Raw genomic sequence first — 21,277 nt, 5'->3', positions numbered from 1 at the left:
TCAAAAACTGCGAGGAAACATGGTATAATATTCGATAATATGAGCTCTGAAGCGTTTAATAGCAGGAGCAAATGGAATCGGCGGTGCGCGTAGTTCATGAAGTCTTTTCTTTTTAGGATCATTTACAAGTTAGCAATTTCTATGAAAAAAGTGTTGATTCCGTTCATTCCGCAGTCCATGAGAAAGAGACTGAAGAAGAAAGTAATCGACAGAGCCTTCTCTTTGGAAAAGCTGGACATACGTTCGACATCGGTACAACATTTGAACATTACGGGGATTAACTTAATCGGCTATGCAAGGGCCGAAATGGGAATCGGCGAATCTTGCAGGATTGCGGCAAAGTGTATAAGCACAACCTCAATCCCGTTTGACATTATTAATTTTAAAGGTACGAATACGGCAAGAATGACCGATATGTCGTGGCGGCACAAGGAAGTTGAGGCTCCGCAATACAATGTAAATATCTTTCACGTGAATGCTGAACAAATGGTTGAAGTTTATACGCATTTTGGGCAATCGCTCTTTGAGAAAAGGTATAACATCGGGTACTGGCATTGGGAATTACCCGAATTTCCGGATGAGTGGTTGGATGGTTTTAAATTTGTAAACGAGGTATGGGTTCCAACATCTTTCGTGGCCGAGTCTGTTTCCGCAAAGAGCAATGTTCCCGTTTCCATCATACCCCATGGCATTGAAGTGAAAATAGAAAATCCTCGGAATCGATCCTATTTTCAACTTCCGGAGCGATCGTTTTTATTTCTTACCATGTACGATATGAACAGCTTCCAAGAACGGAAAAACCCAATTGCCTCTATTGAAGCTTTTAAGAAAGCATTTCAACCGGATGATTCTTCTGTCGGTCTAATTGTGAAAGTAAATAATGCCGGTTCGAATAAAGAGGATATGAAACAGCTTTTGGCGCTTGTAACTGGCTATGTCAATATTTATATCTTAAAAGAAACTTTCAGTCGTAACGATACGAATGCTTTGATTCAGTGTGCGGATAGTTACATATCGCTGCATCGGAGCGAAGGTTTCGGCTTGGGGTTGGCTGAGGCTATGTATTTAGGCAAACCCGCTATCGGGACGAACTGGTCTGCCAATACCGATTTTATGAATGAAGAGAATTCGTGTCCTGTCCGATATCGACTTAAAAAAATCGGCAAAGATTACGGGCCGTATACGGCGGAGCAAATCTGGGCAGATCCCGATATTGAACATGCCGGCGAATATATGGTGAAACTGGTGAATGATTCTGGTTTTTATGATCGAATTTCAATGAACGGGATGCATTCGATCAAAACGGACTTCTCCCCGCAGGCAGTAGGTACTAAAGTAGAAAAGCGTTTAAAAGAGATAAGCGATCAATTAGGAGGCCGGTTATGACGATCACCAGTCTAATCATGGCGGGCGGAAAAGGCGAACGTTTCTGGCCGAAAAGCAGAACGAACCTGCCTAAACAGTTTTTAAATATATCCGGCAATAAGTCGATGATCCAACAGGCGGTTGCCCGTTTGGAACGATTAATGGATATACGGCAAGTGTTTATCGTAACGAATGAACTCTACGCGGAGTTGATCAGAGTTCAGATCCCGCATCTCCCCGAGGAGAATATTATCATTGAACCGGTTGGCAAAAACACGGCCCCTTGCGTAGGACTTGCGGCAATCCAGATCGAACAGAAATTTCCTGACAGTACAATGGTCGTTCTGCCATCCGATCATATCATTAAGGATGAAGAAGAGTTCATTCGAATTCTTGAAACGGCAACGCAAGTAGCGGCAACAGACGAAAACATAGTTACGCTTGGCATCACTCCTCTTTATCCGGAGACGGGATACGGATATATCGAAAGCACTGGACAAATCAATGAAGTTAACGGTTTAGATGTTCACCGGGTAAGTCGGTTTGTCGAAAAGCCGGACTTAAATACCGCCGAAAACTATTTGAAAGCCGGAAACTTTTACTGGAATAGCGGTATTTTTGTTTGGAAGACGACGACAGTACTTAAGAAAATCAAAGAATATATGCCTGAAGTAGACATTCTGTTGAATTCCATTCGAAGTGCGCTCGGCAGTCCGTTTCAGAAACAAGTCATTAAGTCGGAGTTCGCCAAGATGCCGGACGAATCTATCGACTACGGTATCATGGAAAAAGCGGACAATATTTATGTAGTTCCGTGCAAACTTGGTTGGGACGACGTCGGAAGCTGGACAGCGTTAGACCGAATCAATGACCGTGATGAAAATGGCAATGTAATTATAGGCAATACGCTCAATATGGATACAAAGCATTGCATCATTGAAAGCAACAACGGCAAATTAATCGCGACGTTAGGGATTCAGGATTTGATCGTAGTAGACACCGAGGATGTCACGCTGATTTGCACAAAAGATAAAGCACAAGAAGTAAAACGGCTGCTCAAAGAGCTTCGAACGCAAAAGCTCGAGCAATACTTATAAATTTCAAAGGAGAATTTCTAATGGCTAAGAGCGCACTGATAACGGGGATTACAGGGCAAGACGGATCTTATTTGGCAGAACTGCTCCTTTCGAAGGGCTACAAGGTTTATGGATTGCGGCGCAGAACAAGCTACCCAATTATGGAAAATATTGAGCATATTGCGGACGAGATTGAGTTCCTTGAAGGGGATTTGTTGGATCAAGGTTCTTTGGTTAGTGCAATTCGGAAGGCAAATGCAGATGAAATTTATAACTTGGCCGCACAATCTTTTGTTGGTACTTCATGGGATCAACCCGGTTTAACCGGCCAAACAACTGGCATCGGTGTAACTAACATTTTGGAAGCAATTCGGGTTACAGATACAGCTGTTAAGTTCTATCAAGCGTCGAGCAGCGAAATGTTCGGTAAGGTCGTGGAAACGCCACAAACAGAGACGACTCCATTTTACCCGAGAAGTCCGTATGGGGTTGCAAAAGTATATGGTCACTGGATTACAGTTAACTACAGGGAGAGCTATGATCTTTTTGCTTGTTCTGGTATATTGTTTAATCACGAATCTCCTCGCCGCGGTGTAGAATTTGTAACCAGAAAGGTGACCAACGCAGTTGCAAGAATTAAGCTTGGACTGCAAAAAGAGCTTCGGATGGGCAATTTGGATGCTAAACGCGATTGGGGCTTTGCAGGAGACTATGTAAAAGCGATGTGGCTTATGCTGCAGCAAGACAAACCGGACGATTATGTCATCGCTACGGGAGAAACGCATACGGTTGAAGAGCTTGTGCAAATCGCGTTCAGTCATGTAGGACTGAATTGGCAGGATTATGTTGTTATCGATCCGAAGTTCATTCGGCCAGCCGAAGTGGATTTGCTTCTTGGAGATCCGACGAAAGCAAAGAAAAAGCTTGGCTGGGAGTTGGAAGTCGGTTTCGAGCAATTGGTACAAATGATGGTGGAGAGCGATTTAGAGAAGGCTTCAAGATATGGCAAGGTATTAAACTACCTTTGAGAGCGGTGAAAATATGAGGGCAATTATTACCGGAATTAACGGCTTTGTGGGGAGACACTTAGCCAGTTATTTAATTGAAAAAGAGTACGAAGTTTGGGGGACAACCAGACAAACTTCAATTATGGCTATTCATAGTTTGCCGTGGAATATTTTATCTGTTGACTTGAATGATGAAAATCAATTAATCAAACATCTGAATGAGATCAGACCGGATTATATATTTCATCTTTCGGGACAGAGTTCTGTGAAAAAGTCCTGGGAAAATGTTAAAGACACCTTCCAATCAAATGTGGATCATACGATATCCTTGTTAGAAGCAATAAAAAAAAGCGATGTTTCTGCTTCAGTTAAAATTATTACAGTAGGTTCTTCCGAGGAATATGGCAAGGTTCCAACAGATATGATGCCGATTAAGGAATCGACTCCCTTACAGCCGATTAGTCCTTATGGAGTCTCTAAAGCTTCTGTATCAATGTTGGCTCAGCATTATTACAATGCATATGGAATAAGAATTGTTCATGCCAGACCTTTTAATCATATTGGTCCGATGCAACGTATTGGTTTTGTTGCATCGGATTTTGCTAAGCAAATTGCTGAAATTGAATTTGGACTAAAAGCGCCCTTAATAGAGGTAGGCAATCTTAATTCGGAGCGGGATTTTTGCGACGTAAGAGATATTGTTTCTGCGTACGAATCCTTATTGAAAAATGCAAGATTTGGAGAGATATATAATGTTTGCTCTGGAAAACCGGTAACCATCCGTTTTATCCTTGAGCAATATATCAGCTTTAGTACTTTTAGTAACATTGAAGTTAGGGAAAATCAAGCTTTGCATAGGCCGGTGGATTATCCTCGTTATTATGGTGATCCTACGAAAATACATGAGCAGACGGGATGGAGCAATCGAATTGCTATCAAACAGTCTTTAGAAGATATATTAAACTACTGGAGAACTGAAATATCCAGCAACTCTAAGGAGTATTCCCGTAATGTTTAAAAAGGCAAAAGAAATATATGCCTACAGGCAAATGCTGGAAAGTCTGGTTCTAACTGATTTAAGGACACGTTATAAGGGTTCTTTTCTAGGTTTTTTTTGGACTCTTCTCAACCCATTGCTTATGTTGTTGGTTTATTCTATTGTCTTCAAATTTGTTGTAAGAATAGAAATGGATAATTATACGGCATACTTATTTATTGGTTTAATATCGTGGAATATTTTAAGCCAATCTATTACTGCTGGATCCAGTGCTGTTATAAGAAACGCCGGCCTAGTAAAAAAGATTTACTTTCCTAAAGAAATATTGCCACTGGCTGTTGTCTCGGGAGGATTCATAAATTATTTTTTCAGTTTGATTATTCTAATTCCAATACTGTTAATAGCAAAGGTTCAGGTTGGTTTGCCATTATTATTGCTGCCGCTTGTTTTATTAATTTATTTTATTTTCACATTATCGTTGGCTTTATTGATATCCGGACTGAATGTTTATTTTCGTGACCTTGAGCATATTATGGGGATTTTGGTTATGGTTTGGTTTTATCTGACCCCTATCGTATTTCCAAGCAATATGATTCCTGAAGAAATAGGCTATATTTTTGATTATAACCCTATGCGAGTCATAATAGAAAGCTTCCAGCAGATTTTCTTTTATAATCAATACCCCAATGCGGTTGAATTGCTGGTTGTTGCACTTTTATCAATCGTTCTTCTCATACTTTCTTTAAAGGTGTTCAAAAAACTTAGTCGTCATTTTGCCGAAGAAATATAAGGGTGGTAAATTAGATGGAAGTCATTCAAGTCAGTAATGTGACTAAATCTTTCAAAATATATAAGGAACGTGCATCAACATTAAAAGAGCGCATTTTGGGCAGGCGGAACAAAGCGGAAGTTTTTACAGCACTGGATAACGTATCTTTAACTATTTCAAAAGGTGAGACGGTTGGATTACTTGGAAGAAATGGTTCTGGAAAAAGTACACTTTTAAAGCTCCTGACGGGAATCCTGTATCCGGATCGGGGAACGATAGATGTAGAGGGAAAGGTTTCAAGCTTATTGGAGCTCGGAGCGGGGTTTCATCCCGATTTTACAGGCAGAGAAAACATCTATATGAATGCCGCGATTTTGGGCTTAAATAAGAAAGAAATCAAAGCAAAACTAAATGATATTATTACTTTTTCTGAACTAAAAGATTATATTGAAAATCCGGTTCGAAATTATTCTTCGGGGATGTACATGCGGTTGGCGTTTTCCGTTGCGATTATGGTTGAACCGGATATTTTATTAATTGACGAAGTATTGGCTGTCGGTGACACTGCATTCCAGCAAAAATGCATGGACCAGTTATTGAAGCTCAAAAGTAATGGAACGACTATCGTTTTTGTTTCGCATGACTTGGGAGCTATGGAAAAGCTATGTGACCGGGTCGTTTGGATTAATAATAGTAAAGTGGTTGACGATGGTAGTCCAAGACGAGTTATTGATAAGTACCTGACTTATTTGAGTGAAGAAGAAAATAAAAGATTAATTGAAGAAGATATGGTAATAGAACCCGACTCATCGGTCCCAATCGATGAGCTGGAAGTTGAAGAAAAAAATGAAACTGCAAATAGATGGGGAAACCGTGATGTTGAAATTACGGATGTGATCTTTACTGATGGCCAAAACAATAAAAAGCTAGGTTTTCTTTCCGGAGAGAGGATGCATATAAAACTTAAGTTTAGAGCAAAGAAAAATATCGAAAACCCGGTATTTGGAGTCAGTATAGTCACAATAAATAATATCCATTGTTATGGAACAAACACTTCGATTGATCAATTTGTTGTTAAGGATCTAAAGCAATCAGATCAAGGAGAGATGGAATTTGTAGTACCTTCATTGGATTTAGTATCGGGTACTTATCTCGTATCTGTTGCGGTTCACGATATAAATGGGAATCAATATGATTACCATGATAAAAAATACTCCTTTAAGGTTTCAAGTACAATAAATGACGTTGGGATTGTAAAATTAAAGCATATTTGGAGATTTAGAGAGATTTAGGAGGGGATACCATGAGAAAAACATTCACCCCTGGGGATGTTATGAATCAAATAAGAACTGTCGTGCGCCAAGATAAGGTAAATTTCCTTGAAAATGAACCTTCAATTAATGAGCTGCAGGATAGCACACCGGTTGGAGAGCAAATGCAAAAGCTAAATCAGCAATTAAAAAGATTATCTCAGCGGGTAACCCCCAATATGCCCGTCGCTTTTGTAGAACCTCAGTTAGTATCAAGATTTAAATTATTAGGAAAAGTACTTGTTCCGATTCGGAAATTCGGAACCCGATTATTTACAAAATGGTATGTAGATGTTTTCTCACATCAACAAAAGTACTTGAATCAAGAAATATGGTTTGGATTAAATGCAGCTGTTGAAGCGCTTAATATTCAGACGAGAGTTATTTCTCATCTTAAGGAAAAGAATGCTTCATTACAAAATGAATTATTTAAACAGGATGAACTGCTCCATGCACTGAGAGACGAATTGCTAAAAGTTAAGAAACAGATTGAAGATGAAAAAAGAATGGATTTCGATTATTCCACATTTGCAAATAAATTTAGTGCAGAGCCAGACGAAGTAAAGCGAATCTATTCGAAATATATGCCATATTTTCAAAATAGCGAAGTGGTAGTTGATTTGGGGTGCGGGAAAGGTTACTTCCTAGAACTACTTCAAGAGCATGGAATTCGCGGATACGGAGTTGACTCTAACCCACGCTTAATTGAGGAATGTGTCTCCAAAGGCTTCCAAGCTGAAGTCAACGATGTGCTTAATTTCCTATCGGAGGCCAAGGATAGCTGTTTGGACGGTATATTTGTCGGACACGTCATTGAACATTTATCTGTCAAGCATAAAATAGAATTTATTCAATTACTTTATAGAAAGTTAAAAAAAGACGGAACTCTTGTAATTGAGACTCCGAATACTACTTCAACTTATGTAATGCATAATGTATATTACCTGGACCCAACACACGAAAAACCTCTTTTCCCGGAGGCATTAAAGCACTTGTTTGAAATAACAGGCTTCACGGTAGTAGCTTCTTTTTTGAGTGAGGAAATTGTTCCGAAAATAAATGAAGCCAATCACTTCTACAATTTTTCTCTTGTCTTAAAAAAATAATTATTGGGAGAGTTATATGAAAATTGCAGTTGTTACTCCATGGTTCTCGGATAGTATTTCTGGAGGGGCAGAGCGATTTGCCGGCGGGATTGCCAAGAGTTTATTGAATGCGGGTTGTAATGTTGAGATTCTGACTACTTGTGGCAGAGATTCTTTTTGGGACTGGGGGAAGGACTATTATAATGAGGGTTTATCCGTTGTAGGTGAGTTAAAAATTAGACGGTTTTCCCTAAGAAAAAGAAATCTGGAGTTATACGAGCAGTTAATGGGGAAGATGATACAAAAAAATAAATTGTCTTATACAGAAGAAATGCAGTTATTGCTGGAAACGGTCAACAGTGACTCAATGTATAATTTTATAGATAATAATGCAAATGAGTATATCTTTATTTTTATTCCATATCTTTATGGAACTACCTTTTGGGGGAGTAAAATCAAGCCATCCCACTCTTTCATTGTACCCTGTGTACATGATGAGGATATGGCTTATTTCAGTTCAATCGGTCATATGTTTCAGCGGTCACAAGGTTTATTGTTCAATACAATAGAGGAAAAAGAATTTACTTTGCAGTTGCATGGAATTGCTGAAGAAGACTGCATTGTTTCAGGTGGAGGAGTAGAGCTTGCATCAAAGCCTAACCCGGAGACATTTAAACAAAAGTATAAAATTAGTGGCGACTATTTTGTATATGTTGGACGTCAAGTATCTGGGAAGAATGTTCCCCAGCTTCTTGAATTTTTTTCTCGTTACAATGAAGAGATTCGCCCGGACGTTAAGCTCGTATTTGTAGGCAAGGGAGAGGAACAGCTTGTTGAAGTGATGAAAAACTCTCCTAACATTGTTCACATTGGAGAAGTAGATGATCAGGATAAATACGATGCGATGGCAGGAGCTCTTGCACTCATCCAGCCATCGCTAATGGAGAGCTTTTCAATTGTAATTATGGAAAGTTGGCTTTGTGGCACTCCGGTTATCGTTCATGAATTATGTGCAGTAACAAAGGGACACTGCGTGAGGAGTGGCGGCGGATCATTCTATAAGGATTATGAAAGCTTTAAAAATTTGATGCAAGAGTTTTCATCTCCAAAGCTCAATCTTAAGGAAATGGGAGAGAAAGGCCGCCAATATGTTGAGCAGTTTTATACGTGGCCCAAAACAGCAGAACGTATATTAAATTTTTTTGACTCCAAGGGTTTTAATAAGGAGGAATTGATTTCATGAGGCTGCTTATTGATGTGCAAACTTTATATACAAATGAAAAAAATAGAGGCATAGGCATTTATACTTATAATTGGCTTAAAAATATCGTTACCAAGGATAAAGCATCGCGTTTTTTCCTAATGAGAAAAAAAAACAATACATGGCAATTTACGTTTGTTTCGGAATTTCTTTCGTTGGATGATAGGATCAATCGAGATCAATATTGGGAAGAATCAGATATTAACGAATTTATATTGAGAAACAAGATAGATATTATCCATTTTACCAGTCCATTTATGTTCGATATTGAAGTGCCTGATATGACGCAATTAAAGGTAAAAAAAACCTACCTTGTTTACGACCTAATCCCGATTATAATGAAGGAACATTACTATGACACTTGGCCTGATCATATTAGAAAAATCTATGACGAACGATGTAAAATCGTTTCGAAGGCCGATTTAATTTTAACGATATCCCAAGCCTCCAAGAACGATTTGGTCCAGAGATTAAGTATTAACCCAGGCAGGATTGAAGTGATTTATGCGTCAACCAATGAGGAATTGTATCAGAATTCAAGAACCGGCATGGAACCTGATATTCTTGAGGAAGAATTAGGCTTGAGTTCTCCTTTTATTTATTCTTTAACTGGATATGATGTTAGAAAAAATAATAAGGGTCTTATCAAAGCTTTTTCTAATATATCTTCCGCATATCCCGAACTAAAGTTAGTGATTAGCGGGATAAAGAATGATCTTGAACAAAACGAATTTAAACAATACGCATCATCTATAAATGCTCCGGTTGACAGAATTATCTTTTTGGGTTTTGTGAGCGAAGAATGTTTGGTTGCATTATATAGAGAATGTGAAGTATTTGTTTTTCCCTCCCTTTACGAAGGCTTTGGTTTGCCCGTATTGGAAGCGATGAGGGTAGGGGCTCCTGTTATAACGACAAATTGCTCCTCATTAGTAGAAGTAGCCGGAGAGGCTGCTATATTGGTCAAACCTGATGATGATGAGGAATTGGTTCAGGCCCTCCATAGTGTTTTGGAGGATTCAACGGTCAAGCAACAATTGAAGGAGAAAAGCTTAAAGCAATCCCAATTTTTTAATTGGAATAACGTAACGCTTGATAGTATGCAAACTTTAAAAAAACTTTTGAATAATATAATGGAGGAAACGACAAACGGCAAGCCAATATTGGCATTCGTTAGTCCGCTTGCTCCTCAAGTATCCGGAATAGCAGATTACAGCGAAGAAATGTTGATCTATCTTAGAGATTATTTTGAAATTAAAATAATTGTAAATGGTATAACACCGTCAAATGCATTTATATCGGAGAACTTTGAAGTTATTGATGTAAAAAAACAACAGTCGAGGTTAGACTCCATTTCCTATCGTCTCTATCATATGGGAAATAATGAGTTGCACGATTGGATTTACGAATTGCTTAAGAAATACCCGGGAACGGTTTTGCTGCATGATTTGAATCTTTTTGGGTTCTTTATGCATACTACGTTTGTAAAAGGATTTAAAGAACAATTCCGTAATGAACTAACTTATGCATATGGCCCGGAAGGATTTGAAGCAGGCAGACAGCTATTAGAGAACGGCACGTATCCGAATAGTCAGCAATTCCCGTTATTCCACAAAGTTGTTGATTTAAGCAATGGTTTGATCGTTCATAGCAAATGGCTAAAGGAAACGATAGAAACATCAGCTTCATTTACCGGCGATATTAAAGTCGTTCCGCATGGGGTTGCTTTCGATCCAAGCCTAGAATCGCCTCAAGTGGATGAGATGAGAAACCATCTCAGAATGGATCCCAAAAAATTTACTATCGGCGTGTTTGGTAATATGATTCCAAACAAGCGGATAGATGTTATCATTCGATGTTTTGCAAGTTTATTAAAAACAAATCCGAACACGGATTTATATATAGTTGGTCACGCTGAACAAAATGTAAAGCAGGATTTGTTAAAGCTCGTAAAACATTTTGGCATTTCACATAATGTGAAATTTATTTATTCGCCGGATATTATAGATTTCAAGCGATATATTATGGCTAGTAATCTATGTATTAACTTAAGATGGCCAACTATGGGAGAGACTTCGGGAACTTTAACGCGTGCACTAGGCTACGGTATTCCTTGTATCGTTTCGAATGTAGGTTCATATCAAGAATATCCGGATAATTGTGTTTGGAAGGTCGACTGCGATGTTTATGAGGAGGAGTTATTGTTAGCATACTTACTGGAATTGGTAAATAATAAAGGGATAAGAAGTGATATGAGTCAGCGTGCTCTTGAATTTATTAAATCTTGTGATTTTAAGAATACGACAAAGGAAATCTCGCACTTTATTTTGCGTAAATAAATGAAGGGGAATAGTAATGTTAACTACTTTGGCGCTTCTTTTATTTTATTTGGGTTTTACCTTTCTATTCGGAACAATCTTAAGACTTCGTAAAGTCTCGGGATTGACCGGAGATTTTAAAAATGAATCTTTTATTCTTTTGCCTTTCATGGGAGTATCCATTCTTATTTCCGTAATACAAAGTTTTGGCTTGTTTTACGGTTCAAAATTTATTATTCCTATATTATTTGTTGTCAGCATTATACTGCTGATTCATTTTTTATTTTCTCTTAAAGGTATTAATGTGAGCTTAAATAAAGAAATATATGGGGTCACTTTTCTTTTTTTGGTTATTTTTTTGGTTTACGGTCTACCAAGCATTGTGAGTGGTTTTCCTACATCTTTTTCAAGTATTAATAATGATTTGATATTTTATTTATCTATTCCAGAGTGGTTAATAAATATGAGTTACTTTGCTCCATCCGTTTCGGATGGGTTGCATCCGTTCTACTCGATCGCAGAGATTCATTTTTCCAGGTACTCACGTGTTGGGGCGGACTACTTAAATACAATTGGAATGAACCTGTTTGGAATTGGGGCAGTACAAACTTTCAATGTGATTTCCTGCTTTTTCGTTATCCTCCTTTCTGTGGCGATATATTATACATGCAGACACTGTTTTAATTTAACTAAACCCGTAACCTATACTGCTACCGTTTTGGTCACGCTTAATACGTTTTTATATTGGATGTTCACCACCCAATATATGCCTCAAATTGGGGGGAATGCTTTCTTTGTTTTATCCTTCGGGTTATTATATAAAATTTTCATCGATGAAAATACTAAAATGGTCCCTTACGTCTGTTTAAGTATATCAGCATTGTTTGCTATCTATAGTGAGTATACGGCTTATTTGATTGTTCCCTTTTCATTGTTTGTTGTTCTGCTTGTTTTGAAGAATAGACAGAGTTTTAAATCGTATTCTAAGTTAATTCTTTATCTTGTTGCCGGGATTGTTGTACTTAATCCGGTTTCTATTTATTTGGCAGTTAGATACAATCTGTTTGCATTTACTTCAACACAAAATGCAACAGGAATTGTGGATTATATCCCCTTTTGGAACCAAGTTCTGATGATTTTTGGCATAAAGACGCTGGACTACGGAAGTCCATCCCTTATTTTAAGTACTATTGCCGGTATATTACTACTAATAACGTTTATAGGACTTATAAAAGTTGAAAAACCGATTAGAACGTATTTAGCCATATTTGTAGGATTCATAATGGCGTTGCTTATTTATTTAACATTTATCAATAAATTTTCATACGGATACTATAAAACTTTAATGTTTGCCCAACCGTTTATTATTTTGCTTTTCTCTATAGGCTTGTATAAACTAGCTGGTGTATTTTCTAGGTTTCGAAAGGTTATCGCCATTTCCGTAATTTTATGCCTGTGTTTGGCAAACGCAGCGCAAATCTATAAATTAGGGAATGTTATAGTCAAGGAGGGGGAACTCGTTACAAATGAATATTTGGAGCTAGAGGCAATGAAGAAGCTTATTCCGGAAGATGAGATCGTATTGTTAGATGGCTTTAATATGAATGATCAGCACCTGCTGTCCTATTTTTTGCGAGACAGAAAAATACTCTTTCAAGAACCCGGTTCGTATTTTGCTCCTTTTCATCTAGCGGATTTTAAACCAAACTATGTACTTACGAATAAAAAAAATGACATTATTAAGAGGAATGGAGAAACTTTATGGAACAATTCTGAGTTTACTTTGTATAAGGATGCTAAGTTGTTTCTTTTCGAGGGCTGGCATGGCATGGAGGATTGGAATGGGGTACCAACGCGTTGGACAACAAGCAATTTTTCTCTCTCCTTAGGTGAACATACGCAGGGCAACTTTGTGTTGCAATTTATGGCTCATCTTCCTCCCAGTGTCCAACAACGAACGCTTGAAATTTACGTGGATGACAAGAAAATAGACGAACTGTTGATCACCCAATCATCGGTTTATTTCACAAAGCCAATTTCGTTTACCGATAATCGGAAAATCAGCTTTGAAATTAAAGAGGGTTATGTAAAAGTAGGGGAGGATCCAAGAGAATTGGGGATCGCCATACAAGATTTAAACTTGATTCGACAATAACTTAGGGAAGAGGAACAACATTGCTAAAAATGATAGCTATCATTTTCTTTATTTTGCTGACAGGTGCAAGCGGCCCTCCCTTGATCAAATACGGAGCCATGAAAGAGACATCTCGAATCTCGGCGTTGGCCAATGGAGATATCCTTGCAGGGCTTGCGGTGATATTCAACCCTTATATCCTAATTGGTTTATTTATGTACTTCGTCAGCGCTCTATTATGGATTATAGTTTTATCAAAATATGATCTTAGCTTTGTAAATCCGTTACTGTCCGTGAACTACATTTTTTCTTTGGTTATCGGCTATTATGTATTTCAGGAAGCGATTAATATGTACCGCATTTTAGGGGTGTTTATAATTGTCGCGGGAGTTGTACTAATTACCCTGAAAGGATAATCTTAAAATAATGAAGATATTAATCGTGTTAAATTATTATTGGCCATACATTAGCGGTCTTTCGGAATGTGCCCGTTCGCTAGCTGAAGAATTGGCAAAAGATCATGATGTTACAGTATTAACCTCTAAACATAAAAAAGATTTGGCAGGATTTGAAACGATAAACGGGGTAAAGGTAATTCGCAAAAATATATTGTTTCATATAAGCAAAGGTTATATCAGTCCTTCGTTTATTTTTTCATTTATGGCATTAAAAAAAAATGCAGACGTTGTAAATTTGCATCTGCCAATGGCTGAAGCGGGGTTATTTGGTCGGTTAACTCCTGAGAGGAAACTGGTGCTTACTTATCACTGTGATATAAATTTATCGCCTTCTCTCTTTGGCCGTTTAATAACCAAGGCAATGGATCTTTCATCTGTGGTAAGTTTAAAAAAAGCATCCAGTATAGTCGTTTCCAGCAAAGATTATGCCCGATATTCCAGAATTCTCCCTAGGTATGAAGACAAACTGCAGGAGATCCATCCAACATCGCCATTTTATAAAGAAATTTCTAATCAGACAAAAACGGATGTTTCGAATTATATAAATATTGGTTTCTGCGGAAGGATTGTAGAGGAGAAAGGAATTGATATACTCTTAAAGGCCGCGCCAATAGTAAAAAAGTCCATTCCGAACGCTAGATTCTTAATCGCCGGAGATTATAAAGCGGTTGCGGGTGGGAGTGTGTATGATAAGCTTAAAGAAACCATAGGTTGGGATGAATCCTATGTGACTTTTTTAGGGAAATTGACGCAAAGACAGCTTAAAGATTTTTACAATTCCCTGGATCTCTTTGTTCTTCCAAGCATAAACTCCTTAGAAGCATTTGGAATGGTTCAAGTTGAAGCCATGCTATCAGGTGTTCCTGTAGTTGCGTCGAATCTTCCTGGCGTGCGGGAAATCGTTAGACAAACGGGGATGGGGAGAATTGTTGAAGTTTCGAATGTCGAAGCTTTGGCTGCTGGCATAATCGATGTAATTTTAAATAAAGAGGTTTATATTAAGGAAAGAACCGTTGTTGAGGAACGTTTTGGAATAGAAAGTGCTGTTAAGAAGTACATTGCTTTATTTCAAAAAAACCAAAATATTTAAACGGGAGGAGCGCTGCATTGTATTATTTTTTTGCTCCGGTAATAGGTTGGATAATAGCGGGTGTGATAAAATATTTAATAAATTATATACGCCATGGCAAGGAGGCCAAAAGACTTATAGGCAATGGTGGATTTCCAAGCAATCATACAACCACTGTAACTTCGGTCACAGCTCTCATTGGTTTTCAGGAAGGATTGAGCTCCCCGGTATTTGGGCTAGGTATTGCCGTAATTCTCATTGTGATTTTTGATGCAACGGGATTAAGAAAGTATGTGGGCCAGCATGCCGAAAGTATAAATAAATTTATCAAAGATACGGGAGTAAGGCACAGAGAGAGGGTCGGACATACGAAATTTGAAGTTATAGGTGGCTTAACGGTAGGAACAGGTGTAGGTTATATCCTGCATCTTTTAATGTAGAGGCGGTGAAGAGTTGGATTCTCGCACGGTTATCCTTAAAGAAGCGAAGACAAATGTTTTTATTGAGATTCTTAAAGAATTGCGGCCCAAACAATGGACAAAAAATTTACTCGTCTTTGCGTCAGCAATTTTTGCGGGGGAGTTTTTGAATTACTTTGTCTTTGCAAATGCTTTTCTTGCATTTATTTCGTTTTGTTTAATGGCAAGTACAATTTATATTATTAATGACTTGGTAGATATTGAAAAGGATAAGCTGCACCCAGAAAAGTGTCACAGACCAATAGCTTCGGGAGCAATCTCCGTTCCAACGGCTATAATTGTAGGAATTCTCACCTTTATAGCGTCCATCCTATTATCATTTTTTATTAATACGTATATGGTCGGTGTATTACTGTTATATTTTATTATCAATCTGCTTTATAGTTTTCGCTTGAAGCATGTGGTTATTATTGATGTGATGATTATTGCTTTAGGCTTTGTTTTACGGACCGTTGCGGGTGCTCTGGCGGTAGGAGGAGTGCTGACTTCATGGTTTATATTATGTACGCTGGGCCTATCTTTATTTCTGGCATTGGGTAAACGCCGGCATGAACTCGAACTATTTAACGAGGACCCGACCAGACGAAGAAAAGTACTTGATTTTTATACTGTCAATTTACTTGACCAGCTAATGGGGATTATAACTGCGGTATTAATTATGTTTTACTCCATGTATGCTGCCGAACAGGGACAAGCCATGATGTTAACCATTCCTATCGTGCTGTACGGGGTATTTCGTTATTATTATCTTATTCATATTGAAAAATCAGGAGGAAAACCTGAGGATATACTTACAAACGATCGGCATATTCTTTTGACTGTCATTATTTTTGCTGTTAGCATTATAGTTATTAAGCAGTTTTTATAATAGAGAATCGACCAAGAGCATGGTGAAAGTATGTCATGCTCTTTTCATCTTGAGGGGGCCCCCGAATATGAAAGGCATTATACTTGCTGGAGGGACCGGTTCAAGGTTGTTTCCTCTTACCAAGGTCACAAATAAACATCTTCTCCCTATAGGCAGATACCCCATGATTTTTCACTCCATTGCAAAGTTAAAAGAAGCAAATATTACCGACATTCTTATAGTTACTGGCAAGGAACACATGGGCGATGTTGTTAACTTGCTCGGGAGCGGTCGGGAGATGGGCGTTACGTTTACTTATAAAGTGCAAGATGAAGCAGGGGGCATCGCTCAAGCGTTGGGTCTTGCGGAGCAATTCGTCGGCAATGACTCCATGATCGTTATCTTAGGAGACAATGTGTTTTCCGATAGCATTGCACCATATGTAGACAGTTTTCGCAAACAGGAGAAAGGAGCGAAAATTCTTATCCAGAAAGTGCCAGATCCGAATAGATACGGAGTGCCTGAATTGAATGGAACCAGGATTGTATCTATCGAGGAAAAGCCGTTGCGGCCGAAGAGCCAATTTGCAGTTACCGGCATATATATGTTTGATGCGCGCGTCTTCGACATTATTCGTACGTTGAAGCCGTCCAAACGCGGAGAACTGGAAATTACAGACGTCAACAACGCGTACATTTCCAAAAATGAGTTGTTGTATGATATCCTACAGGGATGGTGGACCGATGCAGGGACTTACGATTCCTACCGAAAGGCAAATGAATTAGCCAAGGATATCCTTTTTGACGACGGGTTCGCAACGATTAAAGGATAGGACTTCAAGGCGGTGGAACTTAACGATGAAAGTGTCGGACAGCAAGTTGCCCGGCATCAAACTAATTGATCCGGTTGTGCATGGAGATCAGCGTGGCTTTTTTTTGGAATCTTATCATGCTGGGCGGTTTTCGGAATCGGGTATTGCTTGTGAGTTCGTTCAGGATAACCATTCGTTTTCTTCTGAAGCGGGTGTTCTTCGGGGATTGCATTATCAATTGAATCCCAGAGCTCAATCGAAACTGGTCAGAGTAATTGCAGGAGCCATTTACGACGTGGTGGTGGATATCCGGGACGGATCTCCTACCTTTGGGCAATGGGAAGCTTTTATTTTGACATCCGCCAATAAACGTCAACTGTTTGTTCCTAAAGGATTTGCTCACGGTTTTTGTACATTGGTACCGCAGACAGAAGTACTTTATAAAGTTGATGAATTTTATTCGTCCGAACATGATCGGGGTATAGCATGGAACGATCCCGATTTGGGCATTGATTGGCCAGTTGTCCAACCTATTCTTTCCGACAAAGACAGCCGCCATTCGAAATTGGCCGACGCAGAAAACAATTTCGTATATGGGGTTGATTAAAATTGATGAAGTTACTCGTGACCGGCGGAGCCGGTTTTATCGGAAGCAACTTCGTGCATTATGTGCTGCGGGAGCATCCGGAAGATATCGTCATCAACGTAGACAGTTTGACTTATGCGGGCAATTTGGAAAACCTCCGTGCAGTCGAGGGAAATCCGAATTATAAGTTCGCGAAGATAGATATTACCGATCGCAAGGCGCTTGAGCCTTTGTTCGAGCAGGGCATTGACGTGGTCGTCAACTTCGCGGCGGAATCGCATGTGGACCGCAGCATTCTGGAGCCGGACGTCTTCGTGAAAACGAATATTCTCGGCACGCAAACGCTGCTCGAGCTGGCCAAGCAATACAAAATCCGGAAGTTCGTTCAAGTGTCCACCGACGAAGTGTACGGGACGCTTGGCGAAACCGGGTTGTTCTCCGAGACGACGCCGCTCGCTCCAAACAGTCCTTACTCGGCGAGTAAAGCGGGAGCGGACTTACTTGTTCGCGCCTACCACGAGACGTTCGGCCTGCCGGTGAACATCACCCGCTGTTCGAACAACTACGGCCCGTATCAATTCCCGGAAAAGCTCATCCCGCTCATGATCCAGAACGCGCTTGAGGATAAGCCGCTGCCGGTGTACGGCGACGGGCTCAACGTGCGCGACTGGCTGTACGTCGAGGATCATTGCAGCGCGATTGATCTGGTCATTCGCAAAGGCGTCAACGGAGAAGTTTACAACGTCGGCGGCAACAATGAGCGGACGAATATCCAAGTCGTCCAAACGATTCTGAACGAATTGAACAAGCCGGAATCGCTCATTACTTACGTAACGGATCGTTTGGGGCACGATCGCCGCTATGCGATCGACGCGACCAAAATCCGCAACGAGCTCGGCTGGAATCCGAAATTCAACTACGAGTCCGGCATCGTGGAGACGATTCGTTGGTATTTGAGCAACAAGGAATGGATGGAGCAGGTTCGTTCGGGCGCATATAAGGCATACTACGAAAAGCAGTACGGGGAACGGCTGGGAGGCTGAGGCGATGAGCGGGAATGCGTTAACGCTGCTTGTCACCGGAGCGAACGGCCAGTTAGGGCAAGAACTCGTGCACATGAGTAGCGACCGGGTTCGCCTCGTCGGCTATGGCCGGGATCGACTGGACATTACGGACCTAAAGCAGTGCCGCGAAGCGTTGGCAGCCGTTCGCCCGGATGCCGTTATCCACGCCGCCGCCTATACGGCGGTGGATAAAGCGGAGGCCGAGCCGGACGAGGCTTATCGGGTCAATGCGCTCGGTACCCGCAACCTGGCGATCGCGGCCCGCGAGCAAGGCGCCAAGCTTTGCTATGTGAGCACCGACTACGTTTTTAACGGCAGAGGCACTTCGCCTTACAACGAGTACGACAACACCGACCCGCAATCGGTGTACGGGAAGTCCAAACGTGCGGGAGAGGCGCTGCTTCAATCGCTTTCTGACCGTTATTTTATCGTGAGAACGTCCTGGGTATACGGCAAGTACGGGAACAATTTCGTCAAGACGATGCTGAAGCTTGCGGCCGAGCGGGATTCCGTGACGGTGGTCGAGGATCAGATCGGTTCGCCTACCTATACCTACGATCTCGCGAAGTTCCTGATCGAGCTGGCGCAGACCGAGGCTTACGGGATTTACCACGCGTCGAATACGGGAGTTTGCTCCTGGTACGAGTTCGCGCAGGCGATTTTTGAAGAGAGCGGAATCGTGATCCGCACCGAGCCTTGCACGACGGAACAATTCCCGCGCCCGGCGCCGCGCCCGGCCTATTCGGTCATGGATCATGCGGCGATCCGCCAAAACGGATTTACGGACTTGCGGCCCTGGCGCGAGGCGCTTCGCGCGTTTCTCAAGGAACTTTAGGGTTAGTTGAGCGAGCGATTTGGCTAACCTTTGCCAATCTGCTACATTTTGCCCCGGCATCCAGAATGTCATACGCCTTCGGCAAAGCGATCCCGAGCATACTAAGGCCGTAACCAATCAAGGAGGTGCGGCCAACATGGCAAACAGAAGAAACCGGAAGCTGGTGCCGGAATGCGGCGCGGCGTTGGATCAAATGAAGTACGAAGTGGCTTCGGAGCTGGGCGTGCCGTTCGGCCAAAACGCGGGCGGGCTGGATGCGGAGTTTGCCGGCGAGCTTGGCAGCGTGCAAGCGGGATTCGGCGGAGGCTCCTCCTATCTCGGCCATTTGACGGCAAGGGAAGCGGGATCCGTCGGCGGGGAAATTACGAAACGGCTCGTCCGGCGCGCCCAACAAACGCAACTGTAACAACAGGCTTGCGCATTCGCCCGGTTCCGGCAGGTTCAATTGACACTCCTCGACAATTCCGGTATTATTTAATTCCAGAAGGTCTGTCTTTTACAACCTTTTCCTACCGGAAAAGGTTCATTTTTTGTGTAGGGGAGGTTGAAGATCATGTCGATAAAAGGTCGGCATCTCTTCACGTCCGAATCGGTCACGGAAGGCCATCCGGACAAAATATGCGATCAGATTTCCGATGCGGTATTGGACGCATTTCTTAAAGTGGATCCGTACGCCCGCGTTGCTTGCGAAGTCTCGGTTGCCACTGGACTCGTACTCGTTATCGGCGAAATCAGCACGAAAGCCGATTATGTCGATATTCCATCCCTCGTTCGCAGCACGATTCGCGAAATCGGATATACCCGCGCGAAATACGGCTTCGACGCCAGCACCTGCGCGGTACTGACTTCGCTCAACGAACAATCCGCGGACATCGCGCAAGGCGTCAACGCCGCGCTCGAAAGCCGCGACGGCAAAGACGTCCTGCAGGAAAACGCGGACATCGGCGCCGGAGACCAAGGCTTGATGTTCGGTTTTGCGACGAACGAAACGCCGGAGCTGATGCCGCTTCCGATCGCGCTGGCTCACCGTCTGTCCCGCCGGTTGTCGGAAGTGCGCAAAAACGGCACGCTCGACTACCTGCGCCCGGACGGCAAGACGCAAGTCACGATCGAATACGAGGACGGCAAGCCGGTTCGCGTCGATACGATCGTCATCTCGACCCAGCACGCCGAGGAAGTAACGCTCGAGCAAATCCAGCAGGATATCCGCGCGCACGTCATTGCGCCGGTCGTTCCGGAAGAGTGGCTGGATAAGGAAACGAAATACTTCATCAATCCGACCGGACGATTCGTTATCGGCGGCCCGCAAGGCGACGCCGGTCTCACCGGCCGCAAAATTATCGTCGACACGTATGGCGGTTATGCCCGCCACGGCGGCGGCGCGTTTTCCGGCAAGGATCCGACCAAGGTCGACCGCTCGGCGGCGTATGCCGCTCGTTACGTGGCGAAGAACATCGTGGCGGCGGGCCTTGCGGACAAATGCGAAATCCAGCTCGCCTACGCGATCGGCGTCGCGACGCCGGTTTCCATCAATGTGGACACCTACGGCACCGGCAAGGTTCCCGAAGAAAAGCTCGTGGAGCTGATCCGCGAAAACTTCGACCTTCGTCCGGCCGGCATCATCAAGATGCTCGATTTGCGCCGTCCGATCTACCGTCAAACGGCCGCTTACGGCCACTTTGGCCGCAACGATCTCGACCTTCCTTGGGAACGGTTGGATAAGGTCGAGCTGCTGAAGAAAGGCGCCGTATTGGCTTAACCATCTTCGCTTGCAAGCCGCATTCCGCGGGTCTTCCGACCTTCGGG

General features: G+C 41.8%; 20 protein-coding genes. All 20 read left to right on the top strand.

Translation table 11 applies throughout. The features are described 5' to 3' along the window. The first annotated feature begins 141 nt into the window (after positions 1 to 141). The 20 genes from B7E11_RS05315 (at position 142) to metK (ending at position 21,230) form a co-directional block, all read left to right on the top strand. The gene (locus tag B7E11_RS05315) at positions 142 to 1,386 is read left to right on the top strand and encodes a glycosyltransferase (RefSeq protein WP_240353147.1); all 1,245 of its coding nucleotides are present in this window, start codon (positions 142 to 144) and stop codon (positions 1,384 to 1,386) included. Continuing rightward, positions 1,383 to 2,462: a mannose-1-phosphate guanylyltransferase gene (locus B7E11_RS05310; protein ID WP_080832565.1), complete on the top strand. Its 1,080-nt coding sequence runs from the start codon at positions 1,383 to 1,385 to the stop codon at positions 2,460 to 2,462. Before B7E11_RS05315 ends, B7E11_RS05310 begins: the two co-directional genes overlap by 4 nt. A 20-nt stretch (positions 2,463 to 2,482) precedes the next feature. Continuing rightward, entirely contained in the window at positions 2,483 to 3,469 is a 987-nt protein-coding gene (gmd, locus tag B7E11_RS05305) for a GDP-mannose 4,6-dehydratase (RefSeq protein WP_080832564.1), read from the top strand. Between the two features lie 13 nt (positions 3,470 to 3,482). After that, positions 3,483 to 4,466 (top strand): GDP-mannose 4,6-dehydratase, encoded by a 984-nt coding sequence (locus B7E11_RS05300; protein WP_080832563.1) that lies wholly within the window; start codon positions 3,483 to 3,485, stop codon positions 4,464 to 4,466. Continuing rightward, the gene (locus tag B7E11_RS05295) at positions 4,459 to 5,235 is read left to right on the top strand and encodes an ABC transporter permease (protein WP_080832562.1); all 777 of its coding nucleotides are present in this window, start codon (positions 4,459 to 4,461) and stop codon (positions 5,233 to 5,235) included. Before B7E11_RS05300 ends, B7E11_RS05295 begins: the two co-directional genes overlap by 8 nt. A gap of 14 nt (positions 5,236 to 5,249) precedes the next feature. Then, positions 5,250 to 6,506 carry an ABC transporter ATP-binding protein gene (locus tag B7E11_RS05290; RefSeq protein ID WP_080832561.1) on the top strand — a complete coding sequence of 419 codons (1,257 nt, stop codon included), beginning with the start codon at positions 5,250 to 5,252 and terminating at the stop codon, positions 6,504 to 6,506. Positions 6,507 to 6,517: 11 nt separating this feature from the next. Next, a complete protein-coding gene (locus B7E11_RS05285) occupies positions 6,518 to 7,630 on the top strand; it encodes a class I SAM-dependent methyltransferase (RefSeq protein ID WP_080832560.1) in 1,113 nt (370 codons plus the stop codon). A 16-nt stretch (positions 7,631 to 7,646) separates the two neighbouring features. Next, the gene (locus tag B7E11_RS05280) at positions 7,647 to 8,852 is read left to right on the top strand and encodes a glycosyltransferase family 4 protein (protein WP_080832559.1); all 1,206 of its coding nucleotides are present in this window, start codon (positions 7,647 to 7,649) and stop codon (positions 8,850 to 8,852) included. Beyond that, positions 8,849 to 11,209: a glycosyltransferase gene (locus B7E11_RS05275; RefSeq protein WP_080832558.1), complete on the top strand. Its 2,361-nt coding sequence runs from the start codon at positions 8,849 to 8,851 to the stop codon at positions 11,207 to 11,209. Before B7E11_RS05280 ends, B7E11_RS05275 begins: the two co-directional genes overlap by 4 nt. A 16-nt stretch (positions 11,210 to 11,225) precedes the next feature. Beyond that, a complete protein-coding gene (locus B7E11_RS05270; RefSeq protein WP_080832557.1) occupies positions 11,226 to 13,343 on the top strand; it encodes a hypothetical protein in 2,118 nt (705 codons plus the stop codon). Between the two features lie 29 nt (positions 13,344 to 13,372). Next, positions 13,373 to 13,738: an EamA family transporter gene (locus B7E11_RS05265; RefSeq protein WP_240353523.1), complete on the top strand. Its 366-nt coding sequence runs from the start codon at positions 13,373 to 13,375 to the stop codon at positions 13,736 to 13,738. 10 nt (positions 13,739 to 13,748) lie between these two features. After that, positions 13,749 to 14,870 carry a glycosyltransferase family 4 protein gene (locus B7E11_RS05260; protein WP_080832555.1) on the top strand — a complete coding sequence of 374 codons (1,122 nt, stop codon included), beginning with the start codon at positions 13,749 to 13,751 and terminating at the stop codon, positions 14,868 to 14,870. A 17-nt stretch (positions 14,871 to 14,887) separates the two neighbouring features. After that, positions 14,888 to 15,289 (top strand): divergent PAP2 family protein, encoded by a 402-nt coding sequence (locus tag B7E11_RS05255; protein WP_080832554.1) that lies wholly within the window; start codon positions 14,888 to 14,890, stop codon positions 15,287 to 15,289. Positions 15,290 to 15,302: 13 nt separating this feature from the next. Next, positions 15,303 to 16,196 (top strand): decaprenyl-phosphate phosphoribosyltransferase, encoded by an 894-nt coding sequence (locus tag B7E11_RS05250; protein WP_080832553.1) that lies wholly within the window; start codon positions 15,303 to 15,305, stop codon positions 16,194 to 16,196. Positions 16,197 to 16,263: 67 nt separating this feature from the next. Further along, positions 16,264 to 17,007, top strand: coding sequence for a sugar phosphate nucleotidyltransferase (locus B7E11_RS05245; protein ID WP_080832552.1), 744 nt, complete (start codon positions 16,264 to 16,266; stop codon positions 17,005 to 17,007). Positions 17,008 to 17,032: 25 nt separating this feature from the next. Beyond that, positions 17,033 to 17,593 (top strand): dTDP-4-dehydrorhamnose 3,5-epimerase, encoded by a 561-nt coding sequence (gene rfbC, locus B7E11_RS05240; RefSeq protein WP_080832551.1) that lies wholly within the window; start codon positions 17,033 to 17,035, stop codon positions 17,591 to 17,593. A 5-nt stretch (positions 17,594 to 17,598) separates the two neighbouring features. Beyond that, the gene (gene rfbB / locus B7E11_RS05235) at positions 17,599 to 18,615 is read left to right on the top strand and encodes a dTDP-glucose 4,6-dehydratase (protein ID WP_080832799.1); all 1,017 of its coding nucleotides are present in this window, start codon (positions 17,599 to 17,601) and stop codon (positions 18,613 to 18,615) included. Between the two features lie 4 nt (positions 18,616 to 18,619). Next, positions 18,620 to 19,471: a dTDP-4-dehydrorhamnose reductase gene (gene rfbD / locus B7E11_RS05230; protein ID WP_080832550.1), complete on the top strand. Its 852-nt coding sequence runs from the start codon at positions 18,620 to 18,622 to the stop codon at positions 19,469 to 19,471. 136 nt (positions 19,472 to 19,607) lie between these two features. After that, the gene (locus B7E11_RS05225; RefSeq protein ID WP_080832549.1) at positions 19,608 to 19,877 is read left to right on the top strand and encodes an alpha/beta-type small acid-soluble spore protein; all 270 of its coding nucleotides are present in this window, start codon (positions 19,608 to 19,610) and stop codon (positions 19,875 to 19,877) included. A gap of 147 nt (positions 19,878 to 20,024) precedes the next feature. Next, positions 20,025 to 21,230, top strand: coding sequence for a methionine adenosyltransferase (metK, locus tag B7E11_RS05220; RefSeq protein WP_080832548.1), 1,206 nt, complete (start codon positions 20,025 to 20,027; stop codon positions 21,228 to 21,230). Positions 21,231 to 21,277: the final 47 nt, after the last annotated feature.

This window comes from Cohnella massiliensis, from assembly GCF_900169535.1.
GTDB classification, from domain to species: domain Bacteria; phylum Bacillota; class Bacilli; order Paenibacillales; family Paenibacillaceae; genus Cohnella; species Cohnella algarum.
The sequence above is the reverse complement of the archived record's forward strand: the minus strand, read 5'-3'. Positions and strand labels throughout refer to the sequence as shown.